The sequence below is a fragment of the Flavimaricola marinus genome, assembly GCF_900184895.1.
In the GTDB taxonomy this organism is placed as follows: domain Bacteria; phylum Pseudomonadota; class Alphaproteobacteria; order Rhodobacterales; family Rhodobacteraceae; genus Flavimaricola; species Flavimaricola marinus.
Window position 1 is genome coordinate 319445 of sequence record NZ_FXZK01000003.1, and the last position, 16263, is coordinate 335707.

A 16263-nucleotide genomic window follows, 5' to 3' on the forward strand; every position below is an offset into this window, starting at 1 on the left:
TTAATGGCGCGCGCGCAGATCGTAAGATCATGCAACGGCCTTGGGTGCGCGTGGCCGGTGGCGGATGCCTCCGGCGGGGATATTTGAGACCCAAAGAAGGGTGGGTCGGCGCGATTGTCCTGCCTTCATCTTGGCCGGAAAACTCCCGCCGGAGGCAATAAGTCAAATCGCGCGGACCGCCGTGACGGAGCGAACCCCGACGTGCTAGTTGCTGCCGTCGCGCCGGAACCGCGTGGCGTCTTGTGCCGCGCGCCGCAGGGCGTTGGATTTGTGCACGGTCTCCTGGTATTCGGCTTCCGGATCGCTGTCGTAGACCACGCCGCCGCCGGCCTGAATGTAGAGCTTTTCATCCTTGAGGATCGCGGTGCGCAGGGCGATGCACATGTCCATGTCGCCATTGGCCGAGAAGTAGCCCAGACCGCCGCCGTAGACGCCGCGCTTTTCGGGCTCGAGTTCGTCGATGATTTCCATCGCCCGGACCTTGGGGGCGCCGGAGACCGTTCCTGCCGGCATGCCCGCAAAGAAGGCCGAGAGCGCGTCCTGGTCTTCGGCCAGTTCGCCCACCACGTTCGACACGATGTGCATCACGTGGGAATAGCGTTCGACGATGAATTCCTCGGTCGGCCGCACGGTGCCGATCTTGGCCACCCGCCCGACATCGTTGCGCCCGAGGTCGAGCAGCATCAGGTGTTCGGCCAGTTCCTTTTCGTCGGCCATCAAATCGGCCTCGTTGGCCCGATCCTCGACCGGCGTCGCGCCCCGTGGCCGGGTGCCCGCGATGGGTCGGATCGTGATTTCCCGTCCGAAGACCCGCACGAGGATCTCGGGGCTCGCGCCGACGACCTGAAAATCACCGAAGTTGAAGAAGAACATGAAGGGCGAGGGGTTCGTCCGCCGCAGGCTTCGGTACAGTGCGAAGGGCGGTTCGTGGAACTCTTGTGTCCACCGCTGCGACGGGACCACCTGGAAGATGTCGCCTGCGCGGATGTAGTCCTTTGCGGTTTCGACCGCGGCCCGGTAGCCATCGGGCGAGAAGTTCGAGACCGGTGGCCCGGCCTCGATCGGTGCGGCAAGGTGCCGGCTGTCGGTGGGCACCGGCCGGTCGAGCGCCCGCTGAGCGTCCATCACCCGTTCGGCGGCCTGTGCGTAGGCCGCCTTGGCGTTGAGCCCGGACGTCACCCATGCGGGCGCGACGAGGATCACCTCGCCTTTCACCCCGTCGAGCACCGCGACCACCGAGGGCCGCAGCATCACCGCGTCGGGCAGCCCCAGCGGATCGGGGTTCACGTCGGGCAGGTGTTCCACCAGCCGGATCATGTCATAGCCCAGATAGCCGAACAGCCCCGCCGAGGCTGCGGGAAGGTCGTCGGGCAGGTCGATCTTGCTTTCCGCCAGAAGCGCCCGAAGCGAGCTGAGCGGGTCGCTGCCTTCTTCGACGAAGGCATCATCGTCGTAGCGTGCCGCCCGGTTGATCCGGGCGCTGGTGCCGCGGCAATCCCAGATCAGATCGGGGTTCATCCCGATGATCGAATACCGCCCGCGCACTTCGCCCCCTGTCACGCTTTCCAGCATGAAGGCGTGTTTGCCAGCCCCCGAGAGCCGCAACATCAGCGATACGGCCGTGTCGAGGTCTGCGGCCAGCCGGGTATAGACGATCTGGTTCTGCCCGGCGCTGTAGCCCGCGCTGAAGCTGTCGAAATCGGGAAGCAGGCTCATGTCACTGGTAATTCGCATGCACCGCGGTGATCGCGGCCTGGTTGATCGAGACATCCGTCCGCGCCTGCACCGATGCGGTGAAGATGCTGTAGATGTCCTGTGCAATGCCCTGGCTGGTCCGGGCGGCGATGGCTTCGGCTTCGGCGGCCATGGTCGGATCGTCCATATCCACCGGGGCGATATCGGTCAGGTGCACCAGCACCGTCAGCCCGGTCTCGTCCGAGATCACCCGCGCTTCACCCAGTGCCATGTCGAAGACCTCCGCCATGAGCCCTTGCGGAGTATCGGGGATGAAGTTTCTACGGATCGCGTTGGCCTCGGAGGTGACCGACAGCCCGAGATCGCTCATCGCGGCACCGTTGCCGACCTGCGCCTGCAATTCTGCCCCGACGGCGCCGACCGCTTCGGCCGTGGCCCGATCGACCCGGTCGGCGATGACCTGTTCGCGCACCTCGTCGAGGGGGCGCAGGGCAGGGGCCACGATCTCGTCGACCCGCAGGGTGAACAGCCCGCCATCGTCAAGCTCGCTCAATTCGGGGAACGCCCCCACCTCGGTGGCCATGGCCTGCTGCCGGAACAGATCGTAGGCGGCGATGCCGTCGCTGACCTCTTCGGACCAGTCGATGGTCCCGAGTTCCAGCCGTGTCTGTTCGGCGAGGTCTTCGATGGCCGCACCGCCGGCGATCAGATCGATGATCCGGTCGTATTCGCCCGCGATGACCCGGCGTGCTCTGTCGCGCCCCAGTTCGGCGCGCAGATCGGGGGCGGCCTCTTCGAAGCTGATCTCTTCGGCGCCAAGGATCGCGTTCATCCGAAACAGCGCCGGTCCGAGCGAGGTCATCACCGGCCCGACCACATCGCCGGGGGCGGCGCCGAACACCGCCTCGCTGGCCGCGCCGAGATCGTCGGCCGCGACGTCGCCCAGATCCACGTCCGCCAGATCGAGACCCCGGTCGGACACCAGCGTGTCGAAGTCGGTCTCGCCCGCGGTCAGCGACGCCATGGCGTCGTTCGCCTGTGCCTCATTGCCAAAGACCAGCCGTTCGACGAGCCGCCGTTCCGGCTGCACATAATCGTTGATCCGGGCGTCATAGAGTTCGCGCACGGCGGTGTCGTCCACCTCGACCTCGTCCTGGATCATCTCCGGCAGGATCGCGGCGTAGGTGATCTTGCGGATCTCGGGCGCGGTGTAGGCCTCGGGCGTCGCCTCGTATTGTGCGAGCATGTCTTCCTCGGTGGGCGCCGGCAGAGGATCGGTGAGGATATCGGCGGTGAGCGGGGCCCAGTCGAAACTGCGCCGTTCACCGACGAAGTTCAACATGGTGTCGGCATAGACTTCCGCCTCCGGAATGCCGCCCAACACCGCGCTTTGCAGCAGGGTGCGGGCCATGTCGTCGCGCAGGCCGGATTCGAATTCGCGCTCGGTCAGTCCGTTCCGGTCGAGGGTGAAGCGGTAGGCCTCCCGGTCAAAGCTGCCGGAGATGCCCTGAAAGGCGGGGATTTGCACCACACGCTCGGCGACCCGTTCGTCCCCGACGGAAACGCCGAGCTGCGCCACTTCGTTGTCGAGCACGGCGGTCGAGACCACCTGGCTGAGCACGGCCCGGTCGATCCCGAAGGCCTGCGCCTGCGGAAAGCTGAGCGGCTGGCCCAACTGGGCGGAAAACGCGTCGATCTGCTGGGTCAGGGCATTGGCGTAGGTCTGCACGCCGATGTCCTTGTCCCCGGCGGAGCCGATGGACCGGATATTTCCCGACAGGTTCGTCGTGCCGAAGCCGATCAGGCCCACGAACAGCAAACCCAAGATGATCCAGACGCCGATACGGCTGCCTTTGCCCTTTGCCATTGTGGCCACTCCCCTAAAACTCCGGCCATTCAATAGGGGTCTGGGCGGGTGCGTGCAAGCCTATGTGCGGTGGGCGAACGGCAGCCCGGCGAGACGGTCGAACAACAGGCCCACTCCGGCCCGGTCGATGTTGGCGAAAGCGACACGTACCTGAGTGTCGCCACCGGGGATTTCGGGGGGCATGAACATGGTGCCGGGAAGCAGCAGCACACCGGCCTCGGCCACCAGTTTCCGGGCGAAATCAGCCGAGGTCATGGCGAAGGGATGCTCCAGATAGGCGAAATAGGCGCCGCAGCCGAGCAGTTTCCAGCCTTGGGCGGCGAGCTTCGGCATGTTGTCGGCGATGGCGGCCCGGCGGTCGAGGATCTCGGCCCGTTCGCCGGCGAGCCACTGGCTGAGATTGCGCATCCCCCAAAGCGCGGCGCGTTGGCCGATCTGGTTGGGGCAGATCGCGACCGTGTCGAGAAACTTCTCGGCTTCGGCGAGCCGCGCGACACTGGCCGTCATCGCGCCGACCCGGTGGCCGGTCAGGCGGTAGGCCTTGGAGAAGGAATAGAGTTGGATCAGCGTGTCGTCCCAATCCGGATCGGAAAACAGATCGTGCGGCGCGCCGGTGCGGCTGTCGAAATCGCGGTAGGTTTCGTCGACGATCAGGGCAATGCCACGGGCGCGGCAGAGATCGAAGAACCCGCGAAGGGTCTCGGCGGGGTATTCTACGCCGCCGGGGTTGTTGGGGCTGACCAGCACGATTGCGCGGGTGCGGTCGGTGATCAAGGCGGCCGCATCGTCGGCGTCCGGGATCAGGCCGGCGCCGGTGGGCAGGGGCACGGTCGTCACCCCGGCCATATCGTTCCACATGCGGTGATTGAAGTAATAGGGCACCGGCAGGATCACTTCGTCGCCCTCGGCGCAGAGCGTCATCAGGGCAGAGGCATAGGCCTGATTGCAGCCGGAGGTGATCGCGACCTGATCCGCGCGGATCTGCCCGCCGTAGCTGTCCGACCAGTGACCGGCGACTTCAGCCCGCAGCTCAGGCAGGCCCAACACCTGGCCGTAGAGATGCGCCTCCGGCTCGGTCAGGACGATCTGTGCAATCGCCTCCAGCATCTGCGGCGGCGGCGGGTCCACCGGAGCGGCCTGACTGACGTTGATCAGGGGCCGGTCCGCCGGGTGGGTGACCCCCTCGAGCCAACGGCGCGCCTCCATCACGGGCGGGGCAAAAGTGGTGGCGGTGCGGGCGAGGGCGCGCGTGGACATCATTCGGACTTTCCAAAATGCGCGCCTGCGGCGCACGACATTTGTTTTGTTGCCTCCGGCGGGGATATTTGCAACCCAAAGAAGGGAAGCGCGCGCCTCTGCTTCTTTGGGTCATAAATATCCATTCGACGAGGGCCACAGAGAGCCGCGACTGGTGGTCGGCGCCGCGGCGTGGAGCGGACCCGATCAGCCCTTGGTCTGATCCTCGGCGCGCAGCGCCTTGTATTCGATCCAGATCAGCCAGATGACAAGGATGTCGATCACGGTCAGGACGATCATGATCGCGCCTTCTCCGTGATAGTATTTGTACATCTGATAGGCGATAAATCCGACCAGCGCCGCGATCGAGGCCGGATAGGCCCATCGCAACCCAGCCAGAAGTGCCAGCACGGCACCGAGGTTCAGGAGGCCGTGGATAACGAAGTAGAGCGTGTAGAAGTGGTCCGCATCGGGCGGCAGTTGCGCGATCTGGTGAGTGATCCAGAGTGCGAACGGATCGTTGGGGTCTTCGGTCAATTCGGTTCTGGCGAGGAAGGTGGATACGTTGGTCAGTCCGCCCGGGACGGCGAATATCGCCAGCCCGGCCAGCAGCTGCGTCAGCCCGAGCCCGCCTTTGCCGACGAGGGACACAACCAGGGCGAGATGTGCCCAAGGCCGTTTGCGGGGGAGCGTGGTGCTCAGGCTCATCGTTGCGACATCCTTATGTCGGAGCGCTGTGCGGGCACCTCCGGTGGCCTTGTTTGGCCCTGTTCAGGAAGGGGCACCCACCGGTTCCGCCGCGCCGCTTTTAGCTGCGCGGACGAGAGTCGCGGTGTCAGTCCTTGCCCCGGTAGGGCTCTACATATTGCAGCGCCATATCCCACGGAAAGAAGATCCACGTGTCCTGGCTGACCTCGGTGATGAAGGTGTCGACCTGTGGTCGCCCTTTGGGCTTGGCGTAGACCGTGGCGAAATGCGCTTTGGGATAGAGTTCCCGCACCAGTTCCAGCGTCCGCCCGGAATCGACCAGATCGTCGACGATCAGGATACCGGTTCCGTCGCCCATCATGTCGGCATCCGGGGATTTGAGGACCGTCGCTTCGGATTGGGTTTGATGGTTGTAGCTTTTGACGCTGATCGTGTCGACCGTCCGGATATCCAGTTCTCGTGCCATGATCATTGCCGGGGCCATGCCGCCACGCGTGATCGCCACGATCGCCCGCCAGTTTCCGTCATCGGGCCCGTGCCCGTCGAGCCGCCACGCCAGTGCCCGGCTGTCGCGGTGGATTTGATCCCACGAAATGTGAAAGCCCTTTTCATGGGGCAGGCGGTCGGAGGGGCGTGTGCTCATGTGTCTTCTTTCTGGTGGATGGCCCGACGGCGTCAGCCTTCGTCCTTGCGATTGGGCGCTTCGATATCGGGGGCGTCGACGGCCTTCATGCCGACAACGTGGTAGCCGGCGTCGACGTGATGCGTTTCGCCCGTCACCCCGGACGACAGATCGGACAGAAGATACAGCGCCGAGCCGCCGACCTCGTCGATGGTGACGTTCTTGCGCAGCGGCGAGTTGTACTCGTTCCATTTCAGGATGTAGCGGAAATCGCCGATCCCCGATGCCGCCAGCGTCTTGATCGGGCCGGCAGAGATCGCGTTCACCCGGATGCCGTCCTTGCCCAGATCCTCTGCCAGATACCGCACCGATGCTTCGAGCGCCGCTTTGGCGACCCCCATGACGTTGTAATGCGGCATGATCCGTTCGGCCCCGTAGTAGGTGAGCGTGATGGCGCTGCCGCCCTTGCTCATCATCTTTTCGGCCCGCTGCATGACGGCGGTGAAGGAATAGACCGAGATGTCCATCGTCATGGTGAAGTTGTCGCGGCTGGTGTCGACGTAGCGCCCGCGCAATTCGTTCTTGTCCGAGAAACCGATGGCGTGGACGATGAAGTCGAGACCGTCCCAATGCTCCTTGAGTCCGTCGAAGAGCCCGTCGATGGACGCCTCGTCGCCGACGTCGCAGGGTAGCACGATGTCGGAGCCCAGAGAGGCGGCCAGCGGACCGACCCGCTTTTTCAAAGCCTCTCCCTGATAGGAGAAGGCCAGATCGGCACCCGCGTCGGAGAGAGCCTTGGCGATCCCCCATGCGATGGATTTGTCGTTGGCGAGCCCCATAATGAGCCCGCGTTTTCCCTGCATCAGCCCTGCCGTCATGGACCTGCCCCCTTGGATTCAGATTGTCACGCTGCCGCCACAGGCACAGGCCAGGGGCAAGAGCCTGTTTTGTTTAGGCGATTGCGGCCCCTGCATCAAGACAGAGATGGCTGTGTCGCATGGGGGCGTCTGGGCATTGTAAGTCGGCAGGGCGGGGCGTAGGATTCGCACCGTAAGGAGGCCCTTGATGAGCGACCGAACCGGTATCTTTGCGGGGGACGACCCCTTTGTTCTGGCGCAATCGTGGATGAGCGAGGCGGCCAAGTCCGAGCCGAGCGATCCCAACGCGATTGCCCTGTCGACCGTCGATCCGGACGGCATGCCCAACGTGCGCATGGTCCTGCTCAAGGAGATCGAGCCGGACGCCTTCGTGTTCTATACGAATTACGAAAGCCAGAAGGCCATCGAAATTGAATCCTCCGGAAAGGCCGCTTTTGTGCTACACTGGAAGTCGCTGGCACGCCAAATTCGGGTCCGCGGGCTTGTAAGCCGCGAGGATGGTCCGAAGGCGGAAGCCTACTATGCCTCCCGGTCGTTGCAGAGCCGGTTGGGCGCTTGGGCGTCGGCGCAGTCCCGCCCGCTTTCGTCGAGGGCGGCGCTCATGGCCGAGGTGGCGCGTGTAACGGCCACCAAGGGGACCAATCCACCCCGGCCCCCGCATTGGGGCGGATACCGGATTGTCCCGATTGAAATGGAGTTCTGGGCCGATGGTGCGTTTCGACTGCACGATCGGTTCCGCTGGACGCGGGAGACGATCGAAATGCCGTGGAAAAAGACCCGATTGAACCCCTGAATTTCACGCTTCGTGAATTGCAGGGGGTTGCGACGCCCTTGTTTATATGCGCATTGTTGCATGGACTGCTCAGAAAGTGCTGTCCAAGTAACGAAACCGTGATGCCTGTGGAAGAATCTTAATGGACACGTCCGACAAGCGAGATCGCCTCGAAGTTGAGGGCCGGGTAAAGTGGTTTGACCCTGCAAAGGGGTTTGGTTTCGTTGTATCCGACGAAGGTGGGCCTGACATCCTGCTGCACGCCAACGTGTTACGCAATTTCGGGCAGAGTTCTTTGGCCGACGGGGCGGGTATCCGTCTGGTTGTGCAGCAGACCGAGCGTGGGGTTCAGGCCTACGAGGTTCTCGAGATCACCCCACCGGAGAATCCTGCCGGTGCGGGCCTGACCGACATTGCCGAATACGATCCCGAATATATCGCCAACCTGCCGCTTGAGCCGGTTCGGATAAAGTGGTTCGATAAGGTCAAGGGCTTTGGCTTTGGCAATGTGTTCGGCCAGGATGAGGATATTTTCGTGCATATCGAGGTGCTCAGGCAATCAGGCTTTTCCGATCTCGCGGTCGGGGAGGCGGTCTGCCTGAAGGTGATCGAAGGCAAGCGCGGTCGCATGGCGGCCGAAGTGCTGGCCTGGGACATGGCTGTCCGGCAACGTCGGGAACGGTCTGAATGAGACGATGGATTTCGGTCGCGCTCTTGCTGCTGAGTGCCGCGGGGGCCAGTTCTGCTGCCGCCGCCTGTCGCGAGGATCGCGTCACCGTGCGCGGCGACTGGGGGCAGGCGAATTTCACCGTCGAGGTCGCGGATGACAGCGCCGAGCGCGGTCGCGGCCTGATGTATGTGGAACAAATGCCGACGATGGCGGGCATGCTGTTCGTCTATGACGCGCCGCAGCGCGCGACATTCTGGATGCGCAACACGCTGATCCCGCTCGACATGCTGTTTGCCGGCCCGGATGGCACTGTCCTGACGGTTCACGAGAACGCCGTTCCCCTCGACGAAACCACCATCGACGGCGGCGAGGGCGTGAAATTCGTGCTGGAGATCAACGGCGGCATGGCCGGCCGGCTTGGCATCGAGCCCGGTGATGTGCTGCAACATCCCTCGATTGGCGCGGCCGCAGCGGCCCCCTGTGCATCTTAAACACTTTTGGGGCTTTTCAATCGCTGCCGCCCGTCTTATGAGGGCGTCGGTTCGGGGCGTAGCGCAGTCTGGTAGCGCATCTGTTTTGGGAACAGAGGGTCGGGAGTTCGAATCTCTCCGCCCCGACCAATTTCACTAAAATCGACGGGTGGCTCAGCAGCCGGGGTAATCCCCGAGCGTGGCTTGCATCTTTTTGGTCAGCCCTTTGCGGATGATCCGGTAGGACGCTTCGATCCGGTGCCGCAGTTCGTCTGCCTCAGTGCCGTCGGGCAGGCTGATCCACGATTTGTGAAAATAGGCGGCCTTTTCACCGACCCCGAGGCTTATCAGCATTTCGGCGGTTTCGATGCTGTCGGTTTTCACGGAGGTCGAGGTTTGCAGCGATCCCCGGCAGGCAAACATCTTGCCGCCCACCTTCCATGCATCGTGCTCTCCGCCCCACGGGTCCGAGACCTCGGCGCCGGGCAGGGTGCTGCATATTTCATTGACCAGATCGCGGCTCATGGTGCCAGTATGGCGGGGAGTGAGTGAGGGATCAACGATCATGGCCGAGTGGGTGGCGTTACTACGCGGCGTGAACGTGGGCGGCGGAAACAAGGTGCCGATGGCCGATCTGCGCGCCTTGGCGACCGGGTTGGGCTGGACCGATGTCCGGTCCTATATCGCCAGCGGCAACCTCGTGTTCTCCGCCGAGGGGCAGGCCGGGTCTTTGGCTGCGGCCCTCCGACAGGCGATGGTGGCCCGGATGGGCGTCGACGTGCCGGTGCTGGTCCTGCCGGGCGCTGCCATCCGCGCGGCTCTGTCCGACTGTCCGTTTCAACCCGAGAAGGGCAGCCACGTCCATGCGTTCTTTCTCTGGTCGGAGGCCGTGATCGACGAGGCCGTGCTGGAGGCGCATCGCGCGCCAACCGAGACCTTTGTCTGTCAGCCCCGGATCGCATGGCTGCACGCGCCGGACGGTATCGGCCGATCGAAATTGGCCGAGCGCATGTCCCGGGTGGTCACCGGCACCGAGGTCACGGCGCGCAATCTGAACACGGTCGCCAAGCTGGCCGCGATGCTGACGCCATAGGCGCAGGAATATGATGTCTTTCTAGTGGTTTGAACTGCGATGTTGATGCAGGATCCGTAGAGGCGACGGAGGCGGCCGCCTTGTGAAATCGCGCGGCCGGACCGCCCTTGCGCGGCCGGAAAAACGCCCGGGCGATGCCCAATTTCTGACGATTTGCGTGGGCTTTTTGCGGGTGCGGCGTGTCCGCCGTCACGACATCGAGACAGGGGCGACCAAAGAACCGTTCATAGGTCGATCGCCCGAATTGCAGAGCAGGAGCGTAGCGTGAGACAGTATTTCGGCTTGGCCATTGTTATGGCCGTTCTATCGGGTTGCGGTGTCGAGAGCATCGACGCCTCGCTCGATCCGGCGGTGAACGATGCGGTGACGTATCAGCAGCTCTCGGCGATCAACGATGAGTTGCGCCGCGATTCCGCCCGCCAGATGGCTGAGGAAGGCGTGACCCACCAGCTGCCTGCGACGGGCTCGGTCACATATGTCGGCACCGCGTCTTTCAGTCTCGATGCCTCGCCTGCCATTCTGGCCCTGGCCGAGTTGCAGGCGGATTTCGGCAGCGATGCGATCTCTGGCAGGCTGTTCGATTTCCGTGCCGGTAGCGGAACGGTCTTTGACGGCACGCTGGCGATGACCAATGGCACGATCGATCCGAGCGACAGTTCGGTGATTGTCGATATTTCGGGCAACCTGACCTCGGGTTCCGCCGCGATGGCGACCGTCGATGTTACCGGGAGCTTCGATGGCCAGTTCATTGGAGACGACCACGGCTATCTGCGCGGATATACCACCGCCGAGTGGGTGACGAATGCGGGCACCGCGACCGAGCAGACCCAGACCATGCAGGGTGAGTTGACCGCAACCCGGTAGGACCGAACCGCAGGGCCGCCCGGCGGGCGCCGAGGGCGTGCGCGGGTTCGCCTCGGGCCGGGCGGATGTGTCGCAGCAAATGCTGGACGCATCCGCCGACCGGTGCTAAGACCGGTCTCATGAAGAGCCTGTGCATCCAGATTTGCATTATTATTCCCTGCTGAACACGTTCGCGGGCTGCTCTTTCACGTTTCCTTTTTGACCTGAAACCGATAGGCCCGCGGCGAACCCGCGCCCTGTGCTGCGTTTGAGGACAAAATGACGACTATTCAGCTCTACAACACTGCGACCCGCCGCAAGGCCCCGTTCGAGCCGATCGATCCGGCCAATGTGCGGATGTATGTCTGTGGCCCCACGGTCTATGACCGGGCGCATCTGGGCAATGCCCGGCCTGTCGTTGTCTTCGACATTCTGTTTCGCCTGCTGGCCGAGGTGTTCGGCCCCGATCACGTGACTTACGTGCGCAATTTCACCGATGTGGACGACCGCATCAACGAGACCGCGCAAAAGCGCAAGGCCGCGGGGGCCGAGGGCACGTTGGAGCAGCTGATCCACGACCGCTCTGACGAGACGATTGCGTGGTATCATGCGGATATGGACGCACTGGGAGCCTTGCGCCCGACCATCGAGCCCCGCGCGACCGAGTGGATCGGTGCGATGGTGTCGATGATCGAGGGTCTTGTGGCGTCGGGACATGCCTATGCCGCCGAGGGGCATGTGCTGTTTTCGGTCGAGAGCTATCCCGAGTATGGCGCGCTGTCGGGCCGCAGCGTGGACGACATGATCGCGGGCGCCCGTGTCGAGGTCGCCCCCTACAAGCGCAATTCGATGGATTTCGTGCTGTGGAAGCCGTCGCCGGACGATCTGCCCGGTTGGGACAGCCCGTGGGGCCGGGGCCGTCCGGGTTGGCATATCGAATGCTCTGCGATGGCCTATGAACTGCTCGGTGCCCGGTTCGACATTCACGCCGGTGGCATGGACCTGCAGTTTCCACACCATGAGAACGAGATCGCCCAGTCGTGCTGCGCCCATCCCGGCGAGGGCTTTGCCGATGTATGGCTGCATAACGAGATGTTGCAGGTGGAGGGCAAGAAGATGTCCAAGTCTCTGGGCAACTTCTTTACCGTCCGCGATCTGCTCGACAAGGGCGTGCCGGGCGAGGTGATCCGCTTTGTCATGCTGAGCACCCATTACCGCAAGCCGATGGATTGGACCGACGCGAAACGCGCCGAGGCCGAGGCCACTTTGCGCGGCTGGTTCGGCATTCTGAAGGCCCATGGATATGGGCCGCAAACGGTGTCGATCCTGAAGGAGGCCGGTGATTGGGTGCAGGATCCGGAGTTTCTGGGCGTCTTGGCCAATGATCTGAACACGTCGGGTGCTATGGCCCGGTTGCATGTGCTGTCCAAGGCCCGGACGGCCGCCAAGTTGGCCCCGTTTGCGGCCGGGCTGGAGCTGATGGGCTTCGTCACCGATTGGGCCGATCTGGCCCGGCTGTCGGGCGCGGACGAGACGCCCGCCGTCGATGCCGATGTGGCGGCCAAGGTCGAGGCCCTGATCGCCGCCCGCGCCGCCGCCCGCGCCGCCAAGGACTGGGCCGAGGCCGACCGTTTGCGTGACGTGCTCAACGACGCGGGTGTTCGCGTCACCGATCTGGGCGGGCAGGCAAGCTGGGAGCCGGGGCCGGAATTCGATGCGTCCAAGCTGGAGGGTTTGACATGAGCCTGTCCGGGGTGGCGGCGTCGAGCCGTCCGTATTTGGGGCCAAAAGAAGCCGGGAGGGCGGTCTGATGGAACGACTGTATCTTTTTGACACGACCTTGCGCGACGGTCAGCAGACACAGGGCGTGGTGTTCTCCACCGAGGAAAAGGTGCGCATCGCGAAGGCTTTGGACGATCTGGGCATTGACCATGTCGAAGGCGGTTGGCCCGGTGCCAATCCGACCGACAGCGCGTTTTTCGAGGCCGCCCCGGAGATGCGCGCGACGCTCACCGCCTTTGGCATGACCAAACGGGCCGGCCGGTCGGCGGCCAATGACGATGTTCTGGCCTCGGTCATCAATGCCAAGACCCCGGCGGTCTGTCTGGTGGGCAAGTCCCATGATTTTCATGTGACCACCGCCTTGGGCATCAGGCTGGAGGAGAATACCGAGAATATCCGCGCCTCCTTTGCCCATATCGTGGGCCTGGGTCGCGAGGCCCTGTTCGATGCCGAGCATTTCTTTGACGGCTACAAGGCGAACCGTGCCTATGCGCTGGAAGCCATTCACGCCGCCTATGCATCTGGCGCTCGTTGGATCGTGCTGTGCGACACCAATGGCGGCACGCTGCCGCAGGAGGTCTATCAGATCGTGACGGAGGTGATCGCGTCCGGGATTCCCGGTGATCACATCGGCATTCACACCCATGACGATACCGGCAATGCCGTGGCCAATTCGCTGGCCGCCGTGGATGCGGGGGCACGTCAGATACAGGGCACATTGAACGGATTGGGCGAGCGGTGCGGCAATGCCAACCTGATCACGCTGATCCCGACGCTGCTCCTCAAGGAGCCTTATGCCAGCAAGTATCAGACCGGCGTCACGCTGGAGGCGCTGACCGGGTTGCGCAAGGTGAGCCGGATGCTCGACGAGATCCTCAACCGCGTGCCGTCGAAGCAGGCCCCTTACGTGGGCGCCAGTGCCTTTGCCCATAAGGCCGGGCTGCACGCCAGTGCGATCGCCAAGGACCCGACGACCTATGAGCATATCGATCCCGCCTTGGTAGGGAATATGCGCATCGTCCCGATGTCCAATCAGGCAGGTCAGTCGAACCTGCGGGTGCGCTTGGCCGACGCGGGGCTGGAGCTCGATAAGGGTGATCCCGCGCTGCTCCGCATTCTCGACCGCATCAAGGAACGCGAGGGGCAGGGCTATGCCTATGACACGGCGCAGGCCTCGTTCGAGCTGCTGGCCCGCGCCGAGATGGGCCGCCTGCCGTCGTTCTTTGACGTCGAACGCTACCGCGTGATTTCGGAGCGCCGCCGCAATGCCAAGGGCGAGTTGGTGGTCGAATCCGAGGCCGTCGTGACGGTGACCTTGCCCGGTGGCGCAAAGACCACGAGTTTCTACAAGAACGAGGGTGAGACCGAGCAGCAGGACGCCGGCCCTGTCAATGCGCTCAATCAGGCGCTGTCGAAGGATCTGGGCCCGTATCAGGCCTATATCGACGATATGCGTCTGGTCGATTTCAAGGTCCGTATCACCAATGGCGGCACCGAGGCCGTGACCCGCGTGATTATCGACAGCGAGGACGCACAGGGTCGTCGCTGGTCGACGGTCGGTGTGTCGGCCAATATCGTCGATGCCAGTTTCGAGGCGCTTGTGGATGCCGTCGTCTGGAAGCTGGTCCGGGACGGGGCGCGGTCGTAGAGGGCGGGCCATGAGTTTTCCTGCCAAGATGAAGGGGCCGATGTGAGCGCTTTTTTCACTCTGCACAGCGCGTTGCCGCGTGAGGGGCCGGGGCTGCCCGAGGATGTCGCCTGGGCGGCCGAGGTTGCCGGTGTGGCCGTTGACGCCCGGATTTGCGATGCGGCTTGTGGGCCGGGGGCCGATGTGGCCGCATTGCTTCTCGCTGCACCGGAGGGCCATGTGACCGCAGTGGACAGGCATGCGCCATTTGTCGAGGTGGTGGCCGAAACCTGGGAGGGCGATAGGCGGGTGTCGCCGGTTGTCGGCGATCTGGCCCGGATCGGCGGACCCTATGATTTCATCTGGTGCGCCGGGGCGCTCTACTTTCTGGGGTTGGAGGCTGGTTTGCGCTTGTGGCGCGAGGAGGCCCTCGCTCCGGGCGGAGCGGTGGCATTTTCCTATCCCTGTTATCTGACCGAGGACCCTTCGCCGGAGGCTGTGGCGTTCTGGGAGGGGGAGGGCGATATTCCGACCGTGTCCGAGATCGCGCGGGCGACAGAGGCGGCGGGCTTTGAGCTTTCCGCCTCGCGGGTCGTGTCCGACGCCGCTTGGGAGGCCTATTACACCCCGATGGAGGCGCGTATCGCCCAGTTGGAGCCAGCCGCGGAGCCGGAACTTGCCAAGGTCTTGCAGGAGGCCCGACAGGAGGCCGCGTCCTGGCGTGAGGTGCGTGACCAATCGGGCTATCTGCTCTGCGTGGCGGTGCCTGCATGAGCGTGAATGCCTGCGCCGAGATCGTTCGCAAATCCGACCCCGACAGGTTTTTGGCGGCGATGGCCGCGCCGGTGCCGCTGCGCCTGCATTTGTTCGTGCTCTTTGCCCTCAACATCGAGGCCGCCCGCGCCCCTTGGGTGACCGACGAGCCGCCGATCGCGGAGATCCGGCTGCAATGGTGGCGCGACGCCGTGGCCGAGATCGCCGCCGGCAAACCCGCCCGCGCCCATGAGGTCGCGGCTCCGCTCGCGGAAGCGATGCAGGCGACCGGGTGGTCGCCCGAGACGCTGGATCAGCTGATCGCCGCCCGCCGCTGGGATATCTATCGCGAGCCGTTCGAGGATGAGGCCCACTTTGCCGAGCATCTGGACCATACCGCCGGCCATCTGATGTGGCTTGGCTGTGTCGCGGCAGGGGCTGCGCCTGCGCTGGAGCCTGCCGCCCGTGCCGTGGCCCGTGCGCAGGGCATCGCGGGCTGGTTGCAGGCTGTCCCTGATCTGGAGGCGAGGGGCCGGGTGCCGCTGCTGGATGGCCGCCCTGACGGGGTGCGCGCGCTGGCCGAAGCGGGCCTTGCGGCATTGGCGCAGGCAAAGGGCACAGACTTCGGTGCCGCGGTGCCGGTGATCCGCACCGCATGGCGGGCGGGGCCGTTGCTCCGCTTGGCCAAGGCGGATCCCGCTGCGGTGGCCGAGGGCCGGTTGACGACGTCGGAGTTCAGCCGCAGAGCGGGGTTGATCTGGCGCTCGGCCTTGAAACGCTGGTAGCCGGGCGCGCCTAGCGTCCCTTGCCGGAGCGCATTCCGGGCGTCTTAGTGATGCTCTCATCAGCGACGAGTGAGGCGAATTCCGGGCTGTTGCGGGCGATGAGGCTGACCTTGCCCTCGCCGTCGTGGTGCACACCCCAGCCGTAGGTCTTGACCAGTGGCGAGGCCCGCAGACAGGGCTGCCCCTTGGCGAAGATTTCTTGCCGCAGGTCTGCATGATCGCCGCTGTCCAGCCCCCGTCGTGTGGCCGTGATCTGCACCAGAAGGTCGTCGCTGGTCATCTGGTAGGGCGCGTCGATCAGCGCCGCGTGCTGGAGGGCGGCGACGGTTCCCGGCTTGGGCGGGGCGACGCTGGCCTCGGCCCTGCAATCGGGCGAGGGCAGGATCAGCGTGTTGGTGTAATTGGTGCTGTGCATCGCGCCCCCCCGGAAGGTTGATGGGCCGATGATTGACCGGGGCCGAC

At 64.3% G+C, this 16263-nt stretch carries 17 protein-coding genes and 1 tRNA gene; 10 read left to right on the top strand and 8 right to left on the bottom strand.

The window, feature by feature from the left end:
* Window positions 1-204 precede the first annotated feature (204 nt).
* The 6 genes from trpE to fabI all read right to left on the bottom strand — a co-directional run bounded on the left by trpE (window position 205) and on the right by fabI (window position 7006).
* Entirely contained in the window at window positions 205-1716 is a 1512-nt protein-coding gene (gene trpE / locus LOM8899_RS10465) for an anthranilate synthase component I (protein WP_093992149.1), read from the bottom strand.
* A gap of 1 nt (window position 1717) precedes the next feature.
* On the bottom strand, window positions 1718-3562 hold the full coding sequence (locus LOM8899_RS10470; RefSeq protein ID WP_093992150.1) for a peptidylprolyl isomerase: 1845 nt from the start codon (window positions 3560-3562) through the stop codon (window positions 1718-1720).
* A gap of 60 nt (window positions 3563-3622) precedes the next feature.
* On the bottom strand, window positions 3623-4822 hold the full coding sequence (locus tag LOM8899_RS10475; RefSeq protein WP_245820498.1) for an aminotransferase: 1200 nt from the start codon (window positions 4820-4822) through the stop codon (window positions 3623-3625).
* A gap of 183 nt (window positions 4823-5005) precedes the next feature.
* The gene (locus LOM8899_RS10480) at window positions 5006-5506 is read right to left on the bottom strand and encodes a DUF2127 domain-containing protein (RefSeq protein ID WP_093992151.1); all 501 of its coding nucleotides are present in this window, start codon (window positions 5504-5506) and stop codon (window positions 5006-5008) included.
* 127 nt (window positions 5507-5633) lie between these two features.
* Complete coding sequence (gene gpt / locus LOM8899_RS10485; protein WP_093992152.1) at window positions 5634-6149, bottom strand: xanthine phosphoribosyltransferase; 516 nt, start codon at window positions 6147-6149, stop codon at window positions 5634-5636.
* 32 nt (window positions 6150-6181) lie between these two features.
* A complete protein-coding gene (fabI, locus tag LOM8899_RS10490) occupies window positions 6182-7006 on the bottom strand; it encodes an enoyl-ACP reductase FabI (protein ID WP_093992153.1) in 825 nt (274 codons plus the stop codon).
* A gap of 187 nt (window positions 7007-7193) precedes the next feature.
* Here fabI and pdxH point away from each other — a divergent pair, with 187 nt between their 5' ends.
* The 4 genes from pdxH to LOM8899_RS10510 all read left to right on the top strand — a co-directional run bounded on the left by pdxH (window position 7194) and on the right by LOM8899_RS10510 (window position 9068).
* Window positions 7194-7799, top strand: coding sequence for a pyridoxamine 5'-phosphate oxidase (gene pdxH, locus LOM8899_RS10495; protein ID WP_093992154.1), 606 nt, complete (start codon window positions 7194-7196; stop codon window positions 7797-7799).
* 121 nt (window positions 7800-7920) lie between these two features.
* Complete coding sequence (locus LOM8899_RS10500; protein ID WP_093992155.1) at window positions 7921-8469, top strand: cold-shock protein; 549 nt, start codon at window positions 7921-7923, stop codon at window positions 8467-8469.
* Entirely contained in the window at window positions 8466-8939 is a 474-nt protein-coding gene (locus LOM8899_RS10505; protein ID WP_093992156.1) for a DUF192 domain-containing protein, read from the top strand. Before LOM8899_RS10500 ends, LOM8899_RS10505 begins: the two co-directional genes overlap by 4 nt.
* Window positions 8940-8991: 52 nt before the next feature.
* Window positions 8992-9068 (top strand) — tRNA-Pro (locus LOM8899_RS10510).
* 24 nt (window positions 9069-9092) lie between these two features.
* Here the strand turns inward: LOM8899_RS10510 and LOM8899_RS10515 are convergent.
* Window positions 9093-9443 (bottom strand): MmcQ/YjbR family DNA-binding protein, encoded by a 351-nt coding sequence (locus LOM8899_RS10515; protein WP_093992157.1) that lies wholly within the window; start codon window positions 9441-9443, stop codon window positions 9093-9095.
* Between the two features lie 19 nt (window positions 9444-9462).
* Here LOM8899_RS10515 and LOM8899_RS10520 point away from each other — a divergent pair, with 19 nt between their 5' ends.
* The 6 genes from LOM8899_RS10520 to LOM8899_RS10545 all read left to right on the top strand — a co-directional run bounded on the left by LOM8899_RS10520 (window position 9463) and on the right by LOM8899_RS10545 (window position 15801).
* The gene (locus LOM8899_RS10520; RefSeq protein WP_168770523.1) at window positions 9463-10011 is read left to right on the top strand and encodes a DUF1697 domain-containing protein; all 549 of its coding nucleotides are present in this window, start codon (window positions 9463-9465) and stop codon (window positions 10009-10011) included.
* Between the two features lie 264 nt (window positions 10012-10275).
* Window positions 10276-10875 (top strand): HupA family protein, encoded by a 600-nt coding sequence (locus LOM8899_RS10525; protein ID WP_133065010.1) that lies wholly within the window; start codon window positions 10276-10278, stop codon window positions 10873-10875.
* A gap of 258 nt (window positions 10876-11133) precedes the next feature.
* Window positions 11134-12597 (top strand): cysteine--tRNA ligase, encoded by a 1464-nt coding sequence (gene cysS / locus LOM8899_RS10530; protein WP_093992160.1) that lies wholly within the window; start codon window positions 11134-11136, stop codon window positions 12595-12597.
* 67 nt (window positions 12598-12664) lie between these two features.
* The gene (gene cimA, locus LOM8899_RS10535; RefSeq protein ID WP_093992161.1) at window positions 12665-14284 is read left to right on the top strand and encodes a citramalate synthase; all 1620 of its coding nucleotides are present in this window, start codon (window positions 12665-12667) and stop codon (window positions 14282-14284) included.
* A gap of 42 nt (window positions 14285-14326) precedes the next feature.
* The gene (locus LOM8899_RS10540; protein ID WP_093992162.1) at window positions 14327-15037 is read left to right on the top strand and encodes a class I SAM-dependent methyltransferase; all 711 of its coding nucleotides are present in this window, start codon (window positions 14327-14329) and stop codon (window positions 15035-15037) included.
* Complete coding sequence (locus LOM8899_RS10545; protein ID WP_093992163.1) at window positions 15034-15801, top strand: phytoene/squalene synthase family protein; 768 nt, start codon at window positions 15034-15036, stop codon at window positions 15799-15801. The genes LOM8899_RS10540 and LOM8899_RS10545 overlap by 4 nt, the downstream gene beginning before the upstream one ends.
* Before the next feature lie 10 nt (window positions 15802-15811).
* Here LOM8899_RS10545 and LOM8899_RS10550 read toward each other — a convergent pair whose 3' ends face one another.
* Complete coding sequence (locus LOM8899_RS10550; RefSeq protein ID WP_093992164.1) at window positions 15812-16216, bottom strand: DUF6157 family protein; 405 nt, start codon at window positions 16214-16216, stop codon at window positions 15812-15814.
* Window positions 16217-16263: the final 47 nt, after the last annotated feature.